This window comes from Eubacterium limosum (assembly GCF_000807675.2).
GTDB classification, from domain to species: Bacteria; Bacillota; Clostridia; order Eubacteriales; family Eubacteriaceae; genus Eubacterium; species Eubacterium limosum.
This window is the reverse complement of sequence record NZ_CP019962.1, coordinates 3,360,613-3,376,436: the sequence shown is the minus strand read 5'-3', so window position 1 is coordinate 3,376,436 and position 15,824 is coordinate 3,360,613. Positions and strand designations below refer to the sequence as shown.

The window sequence follows — 15,824 nt, the reverse complement described above, 5'->3', positions numbered from 1 at the left end:
TTATTTTTTCTCCAAAATTTGTTTCCTTGCTTTATCAATATCCGCTCCAAATAAGGCTGTCCCATGCATTAATGGAACATTTTCGATAAAGTCAACCCCTTTACCTTTTACTGTTTCAGCAATAATTACCAGTGGCTTTTTCGACCGCCGACTATGTACGCCTTCAAAAGATTCAATAATTTCATCAAAATTATGGCCATTAATCACTTGGGTTTCCCACCCAAAGGCTTTCCATTTTTCTTCAAAATCGCCTAAGGATAACAGTGATTCCGTAAAATCTGTACAACACATATAATTACGATCAACAATTGCAATTAGATTATTTAAACCATAATGCGCTGCAAACATGGCTGTTTCCCAAATGCCGCCCTCGTGGCACTCTCCATCGCCAAGCATTGTAAACACCAATCCTTTATTTCGATTAAGACGATTTCCAAGCGCGATTCCGGCTGCTACGCCAAACCCTACACCCAGAGAACCTGAAGAAATTTCTGCACCGGGAACTGCCTGCTTGAGCAAAAGACCTAGCATTGCCTGAGGTTGCATACACTTATCCAGTTCTTCTTTAGCAAAATAACCCAAGTCTGCCAACACAGGATACAAAATTGTACTGGAATGTCCTTTGCTTAAAATAAAACGGTCTCGTTCTTCCCATTCGGGATTATTTGGTTTATACTGGATAATATCTGTATAAAACAAAGCCACCATCAATTCAGTACACGAAAATCCTGATGTAATATGGCCGGAGCCGACATTGCAGCACAATTTTAAAGTCATCAATCGCAATTGTTTTGCTTTATCTTCTAATTCATTTTTTGATAATATGGTCATTTCTTTATTCATTTTTTACCGCCTCATTTTCTAAAAAATATAGATATGTTTTGGTCAAACCTTCTCTTAAAGAAATCTGTGGTCTCCATCCAAGACTGAAAAGCAAAGACGAATCTAATGTTTTACGATACATACCATCTGGTTTTTGTGTATCAAATTTTAATGTGCCTTGATATCCTATAATTTCTTTCAATAATTCAGCTGTTTCGTATACCGAAACTTCTTTACCACCATTACCTAAATTAATAAAAGAATAATCAAAATCCTGTTTCATTAAAAAGATACAGGCATCTGCAATATCATCAACATATAAGAATTCTCTTACCGGTCTTCCCGTACCCCAAATTAAAAATTCTGATTCTTTATTTATAAAAGCATTATACATACGGCGCATCATTGAAGGAATTAAGGTTGCTTTTTCTGAATTAAAATTATCATTTTCACCATAAAATACACAAGGCATAACCGAAAAGAAAAAATCTCCGTATTGTTTTCTATAATATTCACATAATTTAACACCACATATTTTAGCAATAATATATGGTTCATCGACAGCACCCGGAGTACCAGCTAAAAGTTTATCCTCGCTAATTGCATTTTCTAAATCATTGGGATAAACAAATGAACTACCCATAAATAATAATTTTTTTACTTTGTACTCATGGGCTGCATTAATAACATTTGTTTCCATTTTTAAGTTATCCATGATAAATTCACACGGATATTTAATTTTGTCGCTTATCCCTCCAATTCGCGCAGCACAGAAAAAAACAAATTCTGGCTTTTCTGTTTCAAAAAAAAGATTTACTTGATTTTGGTTTGTAAGATCCAATTCTTTATGTGTTTTTAAAATAAGATTTTGATATCCGTTCTTTTTTAAATCTCTAATCAAAGCACTTCCAGCACATCCCCGATGTCCTGCGATATATATTTTAGCGTTTTTATTCATTTTTTAAATACCAATCGTAGACGCTTTGTATTCCAGTCTGCAAATCCGTTTTTCTTTTCCATCCAAGCGCCGTAATTTTTGAACTATCGACGATTCTTCGCATCATGCCATCAGGCTTGCTTGTGTCAAAAACAATATTGCCGTCATATCCAACAACTTTTTTGATCAACATTGCTAATTCATGCATGGATATCTCTTCACCAGTACCAATATTTATAAATTCATCCTTGTCATAATGCTCCATTAAAAAAACACATGCGTCAGCGAGATCATCAACATATAAGAACTCTCTGAGCGGCTTTCCGGTTCCCCACATTTCGACTTCTGATATATGATCTATTTTTGCTTGGTGGAAGCGTTTGATTAATGAAGGAATGACATGTGCATTTTCTGTGTCAAAGTGATCATTGATGCCATAAGCGTTTGCGGGCATTGCTGTTATAAAATTTGTTCCATATTGCTTATTATAATAATAGCACGCTTTTAATCCTGCAATTTTAGCCAAAGCGTATCCTTCATTTGTAGGTTCTAGTTTTCCTGTTAGCAGGGCTTCTTCTTTGATCGGCTGTTCACAATTTTTAGGGTATATACAGGCACTTGCTGTAAACAAAAGCTTCTTTACTTTATATTTATGCGCCGCTGATAAAACATTGTTTTGTATTTGCAGGTTTACCATTAAAAAATCCGCTATTAAATCAGCGTTTGCTTTTATGCCTCCTACTTTTGCGGCAGTTAAAAAAACATATTCCGGGCTTTCATTTTCAAAAAACGCATTAACATTGTCTTGGTTCGTTAAATCAAGCTCAGAATGTGTTTTTAAAACTAGATTCAAATACCCCTGTTCTTCCAAGCACCTTACAATAGCAGAACCAACCATCCCCTGATGTCCTGCTACATAGATTTTAGCTTTTTTATCCATGAATGACCTCTTTTATCACTTTCCAGAAAAGCCTGAATTCCTTGTCCATCGGAGTTGAATGATTGCCGACAAAAAAACCATTTTCGTGAATATACTCTGCATTTTTTAAATCTCCAGTGATTTTATAATCCAGATATTTCAATGCTCTCTGTCGCGTAAAATTTCCAGCCACAACGGGGCGAACCTCTATTCCATTTTGCCTGAATTGTTCAATCAATAGATTTCGTTTGCCTTGCATCTCATCACACAGAACAACAGCAAAACCAAACCATGATGATTTCTCAACTTCCTTTTGTGGCTGTAGCATCGGATATTTTCTGCTTTCATTTAAAAACAATCCAGCATTTTGTCTTCGCTGTTCAATAAATTGATCTAATTTTTTTAGTTGTTCAATACCTACCGCCGCTTCAATTTCTAAAGGCCTTACATTGTATCCGGGTACAATAAAATTAAAGCTTTCATAAAAATCGTTGCTCTCTTTAGAATAAATTCTACTGTTTTGTGGTAAATGCCTTGTCCATCCATGGGAACGAATTGACAGCATATAATGATATAATTCCTCGTCGTCTGTAACCGTAACGCCGCCCTCCATAGTACAAATATGATGAGAAAAATAGGTTGAAAATGTGCCTAACAAGCCAAGTGTTCCTGTTTTTTTTCCTTCATATTCCGCACCCATTGCCTCGCAGTTATCTTCAATTAAAATTAAATTGTTGCTATGGCAAATATCTTTTAAACACTCAAATTCATTTGGATTCCCCAATAAATTTACAGCAAAAATCGCTTTTGTTTCAGAAGTAATGGCTCTTTCTACCTGATTCAGATCAATATTTAAAGTCTGCCGGTCAATATCGACAAAATTTAGTTTAAGGCCTAACTGCGATATTGGAAAATAGGTCGTGCTCCACGAAACAGCCGGTACAATCACCTCATCCCCTTTGTTTAATCTCCCTGAATAAACGAGCGCTGCTATGGCCAGCAAATTGGCTGATGAGCCAGAATTTGACATGACCGCATATTTTGAGCCAAATTTCTCTGCAAAGGCTTTTTCAAAATTTTGAACATTATTGCCCATACTAAAATATTTAGAATCCAATACCTTTTTGGCAACAGAAAGTTCTTCGTTATTCCAAGTATCGTTTGACAATGAATAATTTATTTCCATAATTACCTCTTAACATATTCCAAATCATGTTTAACCATTAAACCGATTAATTCCTCAAAGCTTGTTTGTCTGGGATTCCACCCTAATTTTTCTTTAGCTTTTCTCGGATTTCCCAATAAAAGATCAACCTCCGCAGGTCTAAAAAATGCTTTACTTACTTCTACAACTGTCTTTCCCGTTTTAGTATCGATTCCTTTTTCTTCAATCCCCTCACCGTTCCATTCAATATCAATTCCCACACCTTTAAACGCTAATGTACAGAATTCTCTTACTGTATGCGTTTCTCCGGTGGCGATGACAAAGTCTTCCGATTTATCATATTGTAAAATTTTCCACATACACTCCACATAATCTTTAGCGTAACCCCAGTCGCGTTTTGATGATAAATTGCCTAAGTACAGCTTATCCTGTAAACCCTGTGCGATTCTGGCTGCCGCAAGGGTAATTTTACGTGTCACAAAGGTTTCTCCCCGACGCTCGGATTCGTGGTTGAACAAAATACCGTTTGAAGCAAAAAGATGATACGCTTCGCGGTAATGCTTTGTAATCCAGAATGCGTACATCTTTGCGACCGCATAAGGTGAGCGTGGGTGAAAGGGGGTATTCTCCGTCTGGGGAATTTCTTCAACTTTCCCATAAAGCTCAGATGTCGATGCTTGATAGATGCGTGTTTTCTTTTCCAGCCCCAAAATTCGAACGGCTTCTAAAATCCGCAGCGTACCAACCCCGTCCGCATTGGCCGTATATTCTGGCTCATCAAAGGAAACGGCCACATGCGATTGAGCGGCTAAATTATAAATTTCATCAGGTTCAATTTCTTTGATAATTCTGGTCACATTGAGCGAGTCCGTTAAATCACCATAGACGAGATGAATCTTTTTAGGGTTCTGGTGTTTTTCTAAATTGCTTTCATCTAATAAATGTCGGATTCTCTCGGTTGTATTGACCGAGCTTCGTCTCAGTGTTCCATATACCTCATAGCCTTTTTCCAACAAAAATTCTGCCAGATAGGAGCCGTCCTGTCCATTAATGCCTGTTATAAGTGCTTTTTTCATCCTCTATTCTCCAGTATTCATTGTCTGATCTTTGTCACTTTTACTTAAAGCGTTACACATCAACAAAATTTTATCCCAGTTCTTTTCAATCCGGACAATATCTTCTTCGATTAATTCTGTCCCGATTTGTACCTCGATCATTGTTAAATCTTCGACAGCGCGCATCGCATGTTTATCTCCAACATCAATCTTAAAAACGGATCCTGGTTTGGCAACCTGCAGCGTATCATTAAGGACAAAAATTCCTGTTCCTTCAACAATGGTCCATACTTCGCTTCTTTTTTGATGATACTGATAACTGATATTCTTACCGGCCTTTACCGTTAATTTTTTGGTGATACAGCAAGAGCCGTCTTCATGCTCACTATGTTCCAGGACGTAATATTTCCCCCAAGGTCTTTTTTCGACCATGGGTCTCAGCGCTTTATCACCCAAATATTCTTTAATATAGCTGCTTTCCTTTTTATCTGAAACAAGAATACCATCGTGTGTGGCCACAACAACGGCCTCTTCGATACCGATGACCACAGTGGGAATATCGAGCTCATTGATGACATGCGTATTTTTACTCGTATCGGATAAAACGACATTGCCGGTTGTGGTCTCGGTCACATGGTCACAAAGGGTGTTCCAGGTGCCAAGATCTTTCCAGATGCCGTCATACTTGACAACGGCTACCCTCTCTGCTTTTTCAACGACCTCATAATCAAAGCTGATTTTTTTCAGCTGGCCGTAGCTGTTTAAGACATCCTCATAACTTGAGAAATCAATGTTTTCAGCCAGTCTATCCATCAGGTAGCCTACCTTAAAAGCGAAAACGCCGCAGTTCCAAAGAGCACCTTTATGGTTGATCAGATCGGTCGCTTCTTCTACCGATGGTTTTTCTTTAAAATACTGAACGGCACGGGCGCTGCCGGTTTCGTTCTGTACCGCCATCTGAATTTCATGATCGGGATCGGGAATGATATAGCCGTATTTTGCCGTTGGGAAGGTAGGCTTAACGCCCATCAGGGCAATATCGGCAAAACCATTGTCAATGACCGCTTCCAAATGGTTAAGTAGTTCAAAGTAACGATCCTCCGCATAAGGATCAATGGGTAAGACAACTGCAACGTCGTCATGAACACAACCTTCTTTAAAATAAAGATGTGCTGCTGCAAGAGCGATGGCAGGCCAGGTGTTGCGGCGTTCGGGTTCAATCACAATGCTGATATCCTGCCCTATCTGGGTGCGGATGGAGTCGGCCTGATTGACGTTGGTGGCAACGAGAATGTCTTCATGACCGGCTTTCCTAAGCTGACCGTATACACGCTGTACCATGGACTGATGGTCGCCTTTTTCGTTTTTGAGTATTTTTAAGAACTGTTTGGAGCGGGCTTCGTTGGACAATGGCCAGAGGCGTGTACCGGAGCCGCCGGATAATAGGATTATTTTCATAGCCATTCCTTTTCTAATTTCGATATATCGTATTCCACCTTATTGTCTTCATTTTTTTGGGGTTTTATAATGAGGTATAGTTTAATAGTTAAATCAAAAAGTTTTATTCTTTTTAATCTTTTTGCAATTACTGCTTTTAGGTATACTCGTTTAATATGTTTTGTTTCGCAATTATTTTTTTTTAAAATTTTATAAAATTCTTTAAACAGTTCTGGACCTTCAGTTGAAGAAATTCCCCCTAATTGAAATATAGCTATTTCTTTGTCAATGTATTTAAATTTATACTTAGAAAGGTACAATCTCAAATTCAAGTCAAAATCACTCGCAATTTTATAAGATTCATCAAAGAGAAAACCATTTTCAACAATTCGTTTTGAGTAAAAAGTACTTTCTGTATTAAAAACACTTCCACAGCTTTTTAATTGAGATAATGGTAATGGGCGAGATAAAAAATACTTATTAGAAAAACAGTCATTTAAAACACAATTACCGTATAGAACATCGCATGTTTCGTCAAAACAATCATCTACCATCTTTAAAACATTCGGTAATAATAGCGTTCCGGTTGTAAAAAACAAAATAATATCACCCGAAATTTTTTTCAAACCTTTATTAAGCGCATTATAAATTCCATCATCTGGTTCAGAGATGAATTGAGTGATATAATCTTCATATTTTCCTACTATTTCCTGTGTATTATCACTGGAACCACCATCAATGATAATAAGCTCTAAATTTTTGTACTTTTGATTAACAATACTTTTTATTGTTTTTTCAATTTCATAACCCCGATTATATGAAATTAAAATTATCGATATTTTTTTCATAAATAAACATTCCTTATAAAGTTTCTGAGTATTTTAAACTACTGAATTGAACCTTAATATTTGATTTTTATTCCAACATCATAAAAAAGAGCTAATATAAGTGGTTTCTTATACTTATAACAATAACGTATTAACCAATTTTTTTGTGTGAATTTTGTTAAACAGCAATATTTTTTTAAAATTTCATCTTCCAAAATTTTATTTATAACTTCTTTTTTATATTTAAAATTAGTTTTTTTATTGCAGATAAATCCAGTTGCTAACGTCTCGTGTATCATTGCCACTAAAAATCCAAAATCATCAAATATTTTGAGACCATCATGCAGTTGAAACAATTTTTTTGTTTCTTTATAAACTATTTTGTTCGCTTCCCAATGTTCTAAAATATCACAGGATTGACTTCCACTTAGTGCATTTTCTCTGGATTGTCGATAGTTATATATTGCTTCTTCCACATTAGAAATCGTGTGAACCTTCTTTAGAATCCCAAGATTAAATAAGTAATCTTCAGCATAGGAAACTCCTTCTTTGTACCTTACCGTATTGACTATTTCTTTTTTATATAACTTATTACATTGTGATCCAAAAAAGGGAGATGTCTTTCCCCTATTTAAAAAATATAAATAGTCTTTAATTGAATAAACTTCTTTATCTAAATAGGATACTTTTGTTTTACTTTTTTTTATGTGATCATATAAATTATAGGCTCCAACTGCTAAATCCGTATTGTTTTTTTCTATAGAGAGCACTAATTTTTCAACGCCGCTTTTCTCCCATATATCATCACTATCGGAGAAAGTCACGTATTCACCCTTTATATGATCTAAACCTAAATTTCTAGCAACACTCACTCCTTGATTATTTTGTGTAAACACCCTAACACGCTTGTCTTCTAATTCATATTTATTACATATTTCCAAACTTTTATCACTAGAGCCATCATTCACTAAAATAATATCTAAACTATTGTATGTCTGAGTAATTATACTATTCAGGCACTCTTCCAAATATTTTTCTGCATTAAATATTGGGATGATCACAGAAACTTTTTTGCACATCTCTCACCTCATATTATCTACAACTAAAAAAAGCAATATTATTATAAAAGAATATTTATTCCAGCATTGTATTTAAAAACAGAATAAAAAATGCTATCACTATAATTACGATAAATAAACCAGTAAAAAAATAGAAAAACTAATACAAAAGTACACAATACAAAAAGTATTCTTTCCAATGAATTTCTTTTAGTTAAAAAAACAGTATTTATTAAACTTATATAATATATCGGCAGCATGTTAATTATAATCCTCGCAAAAATAGTTGATATCATAAAACAAGGTAAGAACGAAAAAGATATAATGTTACACCAGTAAATCTTTGTGAATATATTCTTGTCCTTTAAATCTAAATTTGAATCATTTATTTTTTTAGCCCAAATAAACAGCAATGTTGTAATGCTTTGAAAAAAAAGTGGCCCCAAAAATTCATATGTCGTTCTACTACTCAATGTACGACTTCCATCATCTGTACCAAGAATTGAACTGATTGAATTTGTAATGAAATTTAGTGAGGTATTTTTTGTAACAACAATTATTATTGATAATATTACAATACCTATTACAAAATATTTAGAATTTTTTTTATAATCAATTTTGTTATTAAAAAGCAAAATCAAATAAACAAGTGCTACAGTATGAAAAGATGATGCTACTAAAATGCAAATAATATATTTTATGTTATTACTTTTAGAGCTATCTATTAAATATCTTAGTGCATAAACTAAAATTGCCATAATTATAAAGTTTCTTATTTGAACAATACACAAAAGAAATGGAAAAATAAAAAACAAAATGTAATAAATATGGGGGTTTTTTACATATTTCTGCACAGTACTATTAATCAGAAGCATACATGCTAAAGCTATAAAAAATAAAAATTGATTATATTCGAGACCTAATTGAACAAATATTTTCATTAAGAAATAAAATCCATATTGTTTATTTCGATAAAAAATAATATTTTTAGGCGAAGTGGACACTAAACTATATTGTTCAGAATAAGTAAAGTAATCCGGATTATTGTAATTACCAGCAAAAAAAATGCACGAAGCTAATATTGTAATTAATATAATAAGTTTACTATTTTTTTTTAATACAATAGCAAATAAATTTAATATAATAATTGAAAAACTGTATAAATATATCACATTAATACCTTTAATCTTTTCTACTTAGTAACAGAGTTATTTTTTATGAAATACTCAATATAAATTTTTATCATTTTTACTCTAAAAAGAATTTTGTTGATAAGACTTAACTTTTTTGTCTGATTACTGTTATGAATCCTATGATGTATAAGTACGTCTTCTATGAATAAAATGCCTTTTTCTCTTTCTGCACATAGGCCTATCCATTGGTCATGTGCCATAAGCCCTGATGGAAAGGGAAGATATTTTTTTATAAATTCTGTTTTAAAAGCCATTAAACACCCCACATATGAACTGTCTATCATATTTAAAAAAACTCCTCTATGAGTTTTCTGAAATACTTTCTCAATTTTATTGTTTTTCAAAATATTGTATCCATGCATCACTAAATTAACTTCTTCTTTTTCAAAGGTTTCTAAAACTTTTTCTTTTTTATTCTCCAACCATATATCGTCTTGATCACACAAGAAAATAATCTCATTGCTACAATTTAAAAGTGCATTTTCAAAATTTTTAACAAAACCCTTTTGTGGCCCCTCTAAAAGCTTTATACGAGAATCTTCTTTTATATATTTTTTTATAATTTCTGTCGTTTGGTCTGTAGACTTATCATCCGAAATTATTATTTCATCATCTTTTCCTAACTGTACTAAAATTGAATCCAATTGATCTTTTATGTACTTCTCACCATTATATGTGGCCATTGCAATTGATATACTCATTCTCTTCCCCACACCGTCTTCTTCACAATCCCCGCATAACTCTGAATCACCTTTACCACCTTCACACTCACGTTGGTGTCCGCGTAATCCTCAGCCATCACAGTCTCTTCCTTATTTTCATCCATCTGTACCGCCAGCTCCACGGCCTGCTCCACTTCTCTTCCGGTGATCCCACCGATAACCATGGTGCCTTTGTCTAAGACTTCTGGGCGCTCGGTGGATGTTCGGATGAGCACACCTGGAAAATCCAGCATGGCGCTCTCCTCGGACAGGGTCCCGGAGTCGGAAAGCACGCAATAAGCGTTCTTCTGAAGCTTGTTGTAGTCAAAGAAGCCAAAGGGCTTCATGTTTGTGACTAAAGGATGAAACTTGAATCCCCGCTTCTCGATGATCTTCTTGCTCCGCGGGTGGGTGGAGTAGATGACAGGCATCTGATACTTTTCGGCGATGTTGTTGACAGCTTCCATCAGGGACATAAAGTTATCCTCATTGTCGATGTTCTCTTCCCGATGGGCGGAGAGCAGAAAGTATGCTTTTGGCTTAAGATTCAGCGTCTCAAGAACTTTAGAATTCTCGATCTCCTGCTCATGGTCTCTGAGCACTTCGCGCATGGGGCTGCCGGTCACGAAGATGGTCTTTCCGTCCATGCCTTCGTTTAAGAGGTAGCGTCTGGAGTGCTCGGTGTAGGGCAGGTTGATGTCGGCGATGTGGTCCACGATGGTGCGGTTGACCATTTCGGGCACGTTCCAGTCCCAGCACCGGTTGCCGGCTTCCATGTGGAAGATGGGGATCTTGAGGCGCTTGGCGCTGATGGCGGACAGGGCGGAGTTGGTGTCACCGAGGACTAACAGGGCGTCGGGTTTTTCTTTGTTTAAGATCTCATAGGATTTGGCGATGATGCCTCCCATGGTCTCGCCCAGGTCTTTGCCCACGCTGTCCAGGTAGTGGTCGGGGGCTCTCAGGCCCAGGTTTTCAAAGAAGACCTGGTTTAGGGTGTAGTCCCAGTTTTGTCCGGTGTGGACGAGAATATGGTTAAAGTACTGATCGCATTTTTTGATGGTGGCGGAGAGTCTTATGATCTCGGGCCGTGTGCCTAGAATGGTCATGAGTTTGAGTTTTTCCATCTTTTCTCTTGCTTTCTTTTTTCTTTTATTTTTACACTTCTAAAAAGTAGGTATCGGGCTTTTCGGGGTCGAAGGCTTCGCTGGCCCACATGACGGTGACCATGTCCTCATCGCCTTCGTTGATGATGTTATGGGTATAGCCTGTGGGAATGTCGATGACTTCGAGCTTGTCGCCAGTGACTTGGTAGCTGATGACGGCTTCTTCCTCTTTTTCGCTATCTTCTTGATCGTTTATGACTTTTCGGAACTGGATTTGCCCTTTTCCTTTGACCACCAGAAACTTTTCGTTTTTGGTGTGGTGCCAATGCTGGCCTTTGGTGATGCCGGGCTTTGAGATGTTGATGGACACCTGGCCCCGGTCGGGGGTTCTTATGAACTCGGTGAAGGAGCCGCGGCTGTCCACGTTCATTTTTAAGGGATAGCTGAACTGATCCGTTGGCAGGTAGCTCAGGTAGGTGGCGTAGAGCTTCTTGGTGAAGGTGTCGGACAGGTCGGGGACCTGGAGCTTTTCCCGTCCTTCTTTAAAGGACTTAATTAACTGAGCGACGTCTCCCAGCTTGACTTTGTAGGATACGGGCACGGTGCAGAACTGCTTTCCGGTCGCGACGCGTTCTCTGTTGATTTTCACGACGTTGATGACATCGTCTTTGAAGGCTTTGACTTGTTCTTTTTCTTCCCGGTGTTCTCTGCCGCACAGGGCGCCGATCAACTCTTCGACCACGTCGTCGATGTAGACGAGATACAGCATCACCTCGGGATCGTTGACCTGGATGGGCTGACCGCTTGCGATGTGGTGGCAGAAGGTGGCCACAGCACTGTTGTAGTTGGGGCGGCACCATTTGCCGAACACGTTGGGAAACCGGTAGACGAGGACTTTGACGTTGTTTTCTCTACCGTAGTCAAAGAGCCGGTCTTCCCCAGCTTTTTTGCTCGTGCCGTAGGGGTTGTCAAGGGCGGCCTGGATGGAGGAGGCGAGCATGACGGGGGCTTTGTTGTTGGCCTTTTTTAATAAATCTAATAATGTGCTGGTAAAGCCGAAGTTGCCGGCTTTGTATTCTGCTGGGTCTTTGGGACGGTTGACGCCGGCCAGATGGAACACGAAGTCACATTCCTGGGTATAGGTCTCTAAGAGACTGGGGTCGGTGTCCACATCAAAGGGCAGGATTTCCAGGGTGTCAGGATCGATGCCGGGATATCGGTTTGTTTTCTTTTCTTTGATATTGTTAAGCTCGACGATGAGGTTTTTTCCAATGAATCCTCTGGCGCCGGTGATGAGTATTTTCATGTTTTTACCTCGCTTCCCATTCGGCGAGTTCATTGCGGATGTATTCTAAACTCAAAAGCTTTTCTTTGACCTGTTCTACATTTAACAGCTCGGTGTTGTCGGAGTTGAACTCGGTGAGCTCGGTGCGTTTCTGGTCGCCTTCTTTGAAATATTTATCGTAGTTTAAATCCCGTTTATCGGCTGGGACGCGGAAGAAGTCGCCCATGTCGATGGCGTGGGCGCACTCTTCGTTGGTTAGAAGGGTCTCGTACATTTTTTCACCGTGGCGGATACCGATAATCTTGATTTCGTTGTCGGCGTGGAAGAGTTCTCTGACGGCCTGTGCCAGCACTTCGATGGTGCAGGCCGGGGCTTTCTGGACCATGATGTCCCCGTTCTCAGCGTGCTCGAAGGCGAAGAGGACGAGCTCCACGGCTTCTTCCAGGCTCATGATGAAACGGGTCATTTTGGGTTCGGTGATGGTCAGGGCCTGGCCGTTTTTGATCTGTTCGATGAACAGGGGGATCACGGAGCCCCGGGAGCACATGACGTTCCCGTAGCGGGTGCCGCAGATCAGGGTCTTCTCCGGGTCAACGGTTCTTGATTTTGCCACAAAAACTTTTTCCATCATGGCTTTGGAGGTGCCCATGGCGTTGATGGGATAGGCGGCCTTGTCAGTGGACAGACAGATGACTTTTTTGACGCCCTCTTCGATGGCAGCGGTCAGCACGTTGTCAGTGCCGATGACGTTGGTCCTGACGGCCTCGATGGGAAAGAACTCGCAGGAGGGCACCTGCTTTAAGGCGGCGGCGTGGAAGACGTAATCCACGCCATGTACGGCGTCTTTGAGGCTTTGAAGGTTCCGCACATCCCCGATGTAATATTTGATTTTGTCATCATTGTACTGATGGCGCATGTCATCCTGTTTTTTCTCATCCCTTGAGAAAATGCGGATTTCTTTGATGTTGGTTTTTAAAAAGCGGTTGAGCACGGCGTGGCCAAAGCTGCCTGTGCCACCGGTGATGAGTAGGGTTTCTCCTTCAAACATTTTCTGGTCCTTCCTGTTCAAAATGTTTCATAATAATTTCATAGGTTTGATCAACGGTATAGTGGGTTTCCAGATAAGCCCTTGCATTTTCGCCCATCTCGGAAAGTTTTTCTTCTTCTGCACACAGCTGATCAATTTTTTCTTTAAAACTTTCTGCTTCCCGGCTTTCACACCAGTAACCAAACTGTCCTTGTTCAATGATCAGCCCGATATCGGTGTGGACATCGGTACAGGCTAATACAGGCATAGATGCCTGCATGTAAGACAGGAGACGTGACGGGAAGTTGGGGATGGTGAAGCGATGGTCTAGAAAAATCAAGCCTACGTCACAGGTGTTGGCGAGCAGCTCGTAGTCTTCTTTTGGCAATTGGTATAAAAGCTGGACGTTGGATAAAGGTGTTTGATCCAAAAATCCTTTTAGTTTTGTATATTCGGTTCCTGAGCCGGCAATGACAAAGTAAGCCCTCGGATGGTCAGCGCAGGCTTTCAGGCAGGCGATGATATGCTCCATACCCTGGGGCTTGCCAAGATTGCCGCCGTAGATAAAAATGGTTTTATCCATGGGAATGCTGTATTTTTCGCGGACCTTCCGGATTATTGTCTCATCTTTTTCAATGGTTATCGGTTCAATGCTGTTGGGGCAGATCTCTACTTTTTTCGGGTCGATCCATGAGTTGTGTTTTAAGAGATAATTCACGTTGGCTTGAGACATGCAACCGATAAAGTCAGACTGGTCATAGAGCTTTTTCTCCTTGCGTTTGAAAAAGGTGTGGAGTAACCCTTTTGAGGAAAACATGCCCAGATCTACTGCGTTTTGCGGAAAGATGTCTTTCAGCAAAAGATAGGATTTGGCGTGGTCTCTTTTTTTAATGTGCTCAATAACTTTTCCAAAGGTGATCGGTGGCGTGGAGTAGAGGATCAAGTCAAAGTGAACATCGGCATAATATTTTTTGATGGCTTTGATATACTGGGCTTCTATCCTGAGGGTTGAGATGCCTTTTTCGATTAAGCCGCATTTGGTGATGTTGCCGATTTTAACTTTTAGTATTTGAGCGTTATCATTTATAATTGTCTGTGTTTCAACCTTATTTCTTTTTTCTGCCGGTGAAACAGCGTATACACAACGACCTTTATTGGAAAAAGAACGTAATATATCGGTGTATATACCTGATTTTTTTAATGAATCAAAGTCTGAAAGTGATAAAAAAAGAATATTCACACTGATCAACTCCTATACAAAGGGAAAAAAGAACTTTCACCAATATCTATTTTTTCATTAAACGCTTGGTATTCTTTTTCTAAAAAGACTCTTTTGCCAATCGAAAACCTCACATCTGAATTTCGGTTAAAAGCACTCTTAAATTTATACAAATTGTCCTCGCAAGACCCTAGCCCCCCGCCTAAATGTAAAGTTTTAAACCCATTTTCTGCCCCCCAACAGGCCACTTCATAAAGAAGAAGGTTGGTCGGCGCATACCTTAAATAAGCTTGTCTCGAGGCGGACAAATGATAGTGCATCTGTTGGTTGCAGAACAGAATAATTGACATTGCAATGATCTCATTTTCCAATTGTGCGTAGAAAATCAGACTGTTATCTTTTAAATCGTCAAGGACACTTTTATAAAAACTTGGTTTAAAATAGTAGTAGGAATCTGCCTTGTCTTTATCCATTGTTTTATTATAAATATCTGTAAAAATTTCAAACAGTTCCGGATTACGTCCCCAGTAAATCTTGACACCGGATTTTTGGGCTTTGCGGATCATGTTCCTGTTTTTGCTGGTGATGTTTCTCCAGATTACTTCCTGATTATTTAGATCCATCAGAATGGTTTCTCCCAATTCTGTCACTTCATAAAAATCGGTCAGCGATCTGGCATTTTCCAAAACAGGATGAAAGCGGACAAACTCACAAACGATATTATGTTCAATACAATATTCACAGTAGATACGATTTAGTGTTTCTATGTTTTCTTTTGTCTGTGTCCCTTCAACTAGAAAGCCACCATAACCATAAGGGGTTGTGAAATCATAATATGTGTCAATGGGAATTTTGTTGACTAAATTAGGCGAGCGGCCAATATCTCGTTTCATGGTCACATTCATTGCTTTAAAGTCATGATCATGATAAAAGATAAGAACCGGTTCTCCATCTCCGTGGATTTGAAAGGCTTTTACATAATCAATGAGATAATAAACGTCATGATTTTTAAATGATTTGACAATTTTATTCCATTCTTCTGCTTGATCGCTTGTGATGATTTCTAATTGACTCAT

General features: G+C 38.4%; 15 protein-coding genes. All 15 read right to left on the bottom strand.

The genetic code is table 11. From position 1 onward, the window contains the following. Genes B2M23_RS15785 through B2M23_RS15715 form a run of 15 tightly spaced genes read right to left on the bottom strand, consistent with a single transcriptional unit; the run spans window position 1 to window position 15,824 of the window. Window positions 1-843 (bottom strand): transketolase, encoded by an 843-nt coding sequence (locus B2M23_RS15785; protein ID WP_038353838.1) that lies wholly within the window; start codon window positions 841-843, stop codon window positions 1-3. Continuing rightward, complete coding sequence (locus B2M23_RS15780; protein ID WP_038353839.1) at window positions 836-1,780, bottom strand: GDP-L-fucose synthase family protein; 945 nt, start codon at window positions 1,778-1,780, stop codon at window positions 836-838. The genes B2M23_RS15785 and B2M23_RS15780 overlap by 8 nt, the downstream gene beginning before the upstream one ends. Beyond that, the gene (locus B2M23_RS15775) at window positions 1,773-2,699 is read right to left on the bottom strand and encodes a GDP-L-fucose synthase family protein (RefSeq protein ID WP_038353840.1); all 927 of its coding nucleotides are present in this window, start codon (window positions 2,697-2,699) and stop codon (window positions 1,773-1,775) included. The genes B2M23_RS15780 and B2M23_RS15775 overlap by 8 nt, the downstream gene beginning before the upstream one ends. Then, window positions 2,692-3,864: a DegT/DnrJ/EryC1/StrS family aminotransferase gene (locus tag B2M23_RS15770; protein ID WP_038353841.1), complete on the bottom strand. Its 1,173-nt coding sequence runs from the start codon at window positions 3,862-3,864 to the stop codon at window positions 2,692-2,694. The genes B2M23_RS15775 and B2M23_RS15770 overlap by 8 nt, the downstream gene beginning before the upstream one ends. A 2-nt stretch (window positions 3,865-3,866) precedes the next feature. Then, window positions 3,867-4,919: a GDP-mannose 4,6-dehydratase gene (gene gmd / locus B2M23_RS15765; protein ID WP_038353842.1), complete on the bottom strand. Its 1,053-nt coding sequence runs from the start codon at window positions 4,917-4,919 to the stop codon at window positions 3,867-3,869. A gap of 3 nt (window positions 4,920-4,922) precedes the next feature. Then, window positions 4,923-6,356: a sugar phosphate nucleotidyltransferase gene (locus B2M23_RS15760; protein WP_038353843.1), complete on the bottom strand. Its 1,434-nt coding sequence runs from the start codon at window positions 6,354-6,356 to the stop codon at window positions 4,923-4,925. Then, window positions 6,353-7,183, bottom strand: a complete 831-nt coding sequence (locus B2M23_RS15755; RefSeq protein ID WP_052237450.1) for a glycosyltransferase family 2 protein — start codon at window positions 7,181-7,183, stop codon at window positions 6,353-6,355. The genes B2M23_RS15760 and B2M23_RS15755 overlap by 4 nt, the downstream gene beginning before the upstream one ends. Window positions 7,184-7,236: 53 nt before the next feature. Continuing rightward, a complete protein-coding gene (locus tag B2M23_RS15750; RefSeq protein WP_052237451.1) occupies window positions 7,237-8,241 on the bottom strand; it encodes a glycosyltransferase family 2 protein in 1,005 nt (334 codons plus the stop codon). Window positions 8,242-8,282: 41 nt separating this feature from the next. Then, window positions 8,283-9,392: an EpsG family protein gene (locus tag B2M23_RS21830; protein WP_038353844.1), complete on the bottom strand. Its 1,110-nt coding sequence runs from the start codon at window positions 9,390-9,392 to the stop codon at window positions 8,283-8,285. 20 nt (window positions 9,393-9,412) lie between these two features. After that, entirely contained in the window at window positions 9,413-10,114 is a 702-nt protein-coding gene (locus B2M23_RS15740) for a glycosyltransferase (RefSeq protein WP_038353845.1), read from the bottom strand. Then, the gene (gene wecB, locus B2M23_RS15735; protein WP_038353846.1) at window positions 10,111-11,238 is read right to left on the bottom strand and encodes a non-hydrolyzing UDP-N-acetylglucosamine 2-epimerase; all 1,128 of its coding nucleotides are present in this window, start codon (window positions 11,236-11,238) and stop codon (window positions 10,111-10,113) included. The genes B2M23_RS15740 and wecB overlap by 4 nt, the downstream gene beginning before the upstream one ends. Window positions 11,239-11,269: 31 nt before the next feature. Continuing rightward, window positions 11,270-12,523, bottom strand: a complete 1,254-nt coding sequence (locus B2M23_RS15730; protein ID WP_038353847.1) for a capsular polysaccharide biosynthesis protein CapF — start codon at window positions 12,521-12,523, stop codon at window positions 11,270-11,272. Window positions 12,524-12,527: 4 nt separating this feature from the next. Then, window positions 12,528-13,550, bottom strand: coding sequence for a nucleoside-diphosphate sugar epimerase/dehydratase (locus B2M23_RS15725; RefSeq protein WP_038353848.1), 1,023 nt, complete (start codon window positions 13,548-13,550; stop codon window positions 12,528-12,530). Further along, window positions 13,543-14,769: a glycosyltransferase family 4 protein gene (locus tag B2M23_RS15720; protein WP_038353849.1), complete on the bottom strand. Its 1,227-nt coding sequence runs from the start codon at window positions 14,767-14,769 to the stop codon at window positions 13,543-13,545. Before B2M23_RS15720 ends, B2M23_RS15725 begins: the two co-directional genes overlap by 8 nt. Before the next feature lie 5 nt (window positions 14,770-14,774). After that, window positions 14,775-15,824: a lipid II:glycine glycyltransferase FemX gene (locus B2M23_RS15715; RefSeq protein ID WP_038353850.1), complete on the bottom strand. Its 1,050-nt coding sequence runs from the start codon at window positions 15,822-15,824 to the stop codon at window positions 14,775-14,777.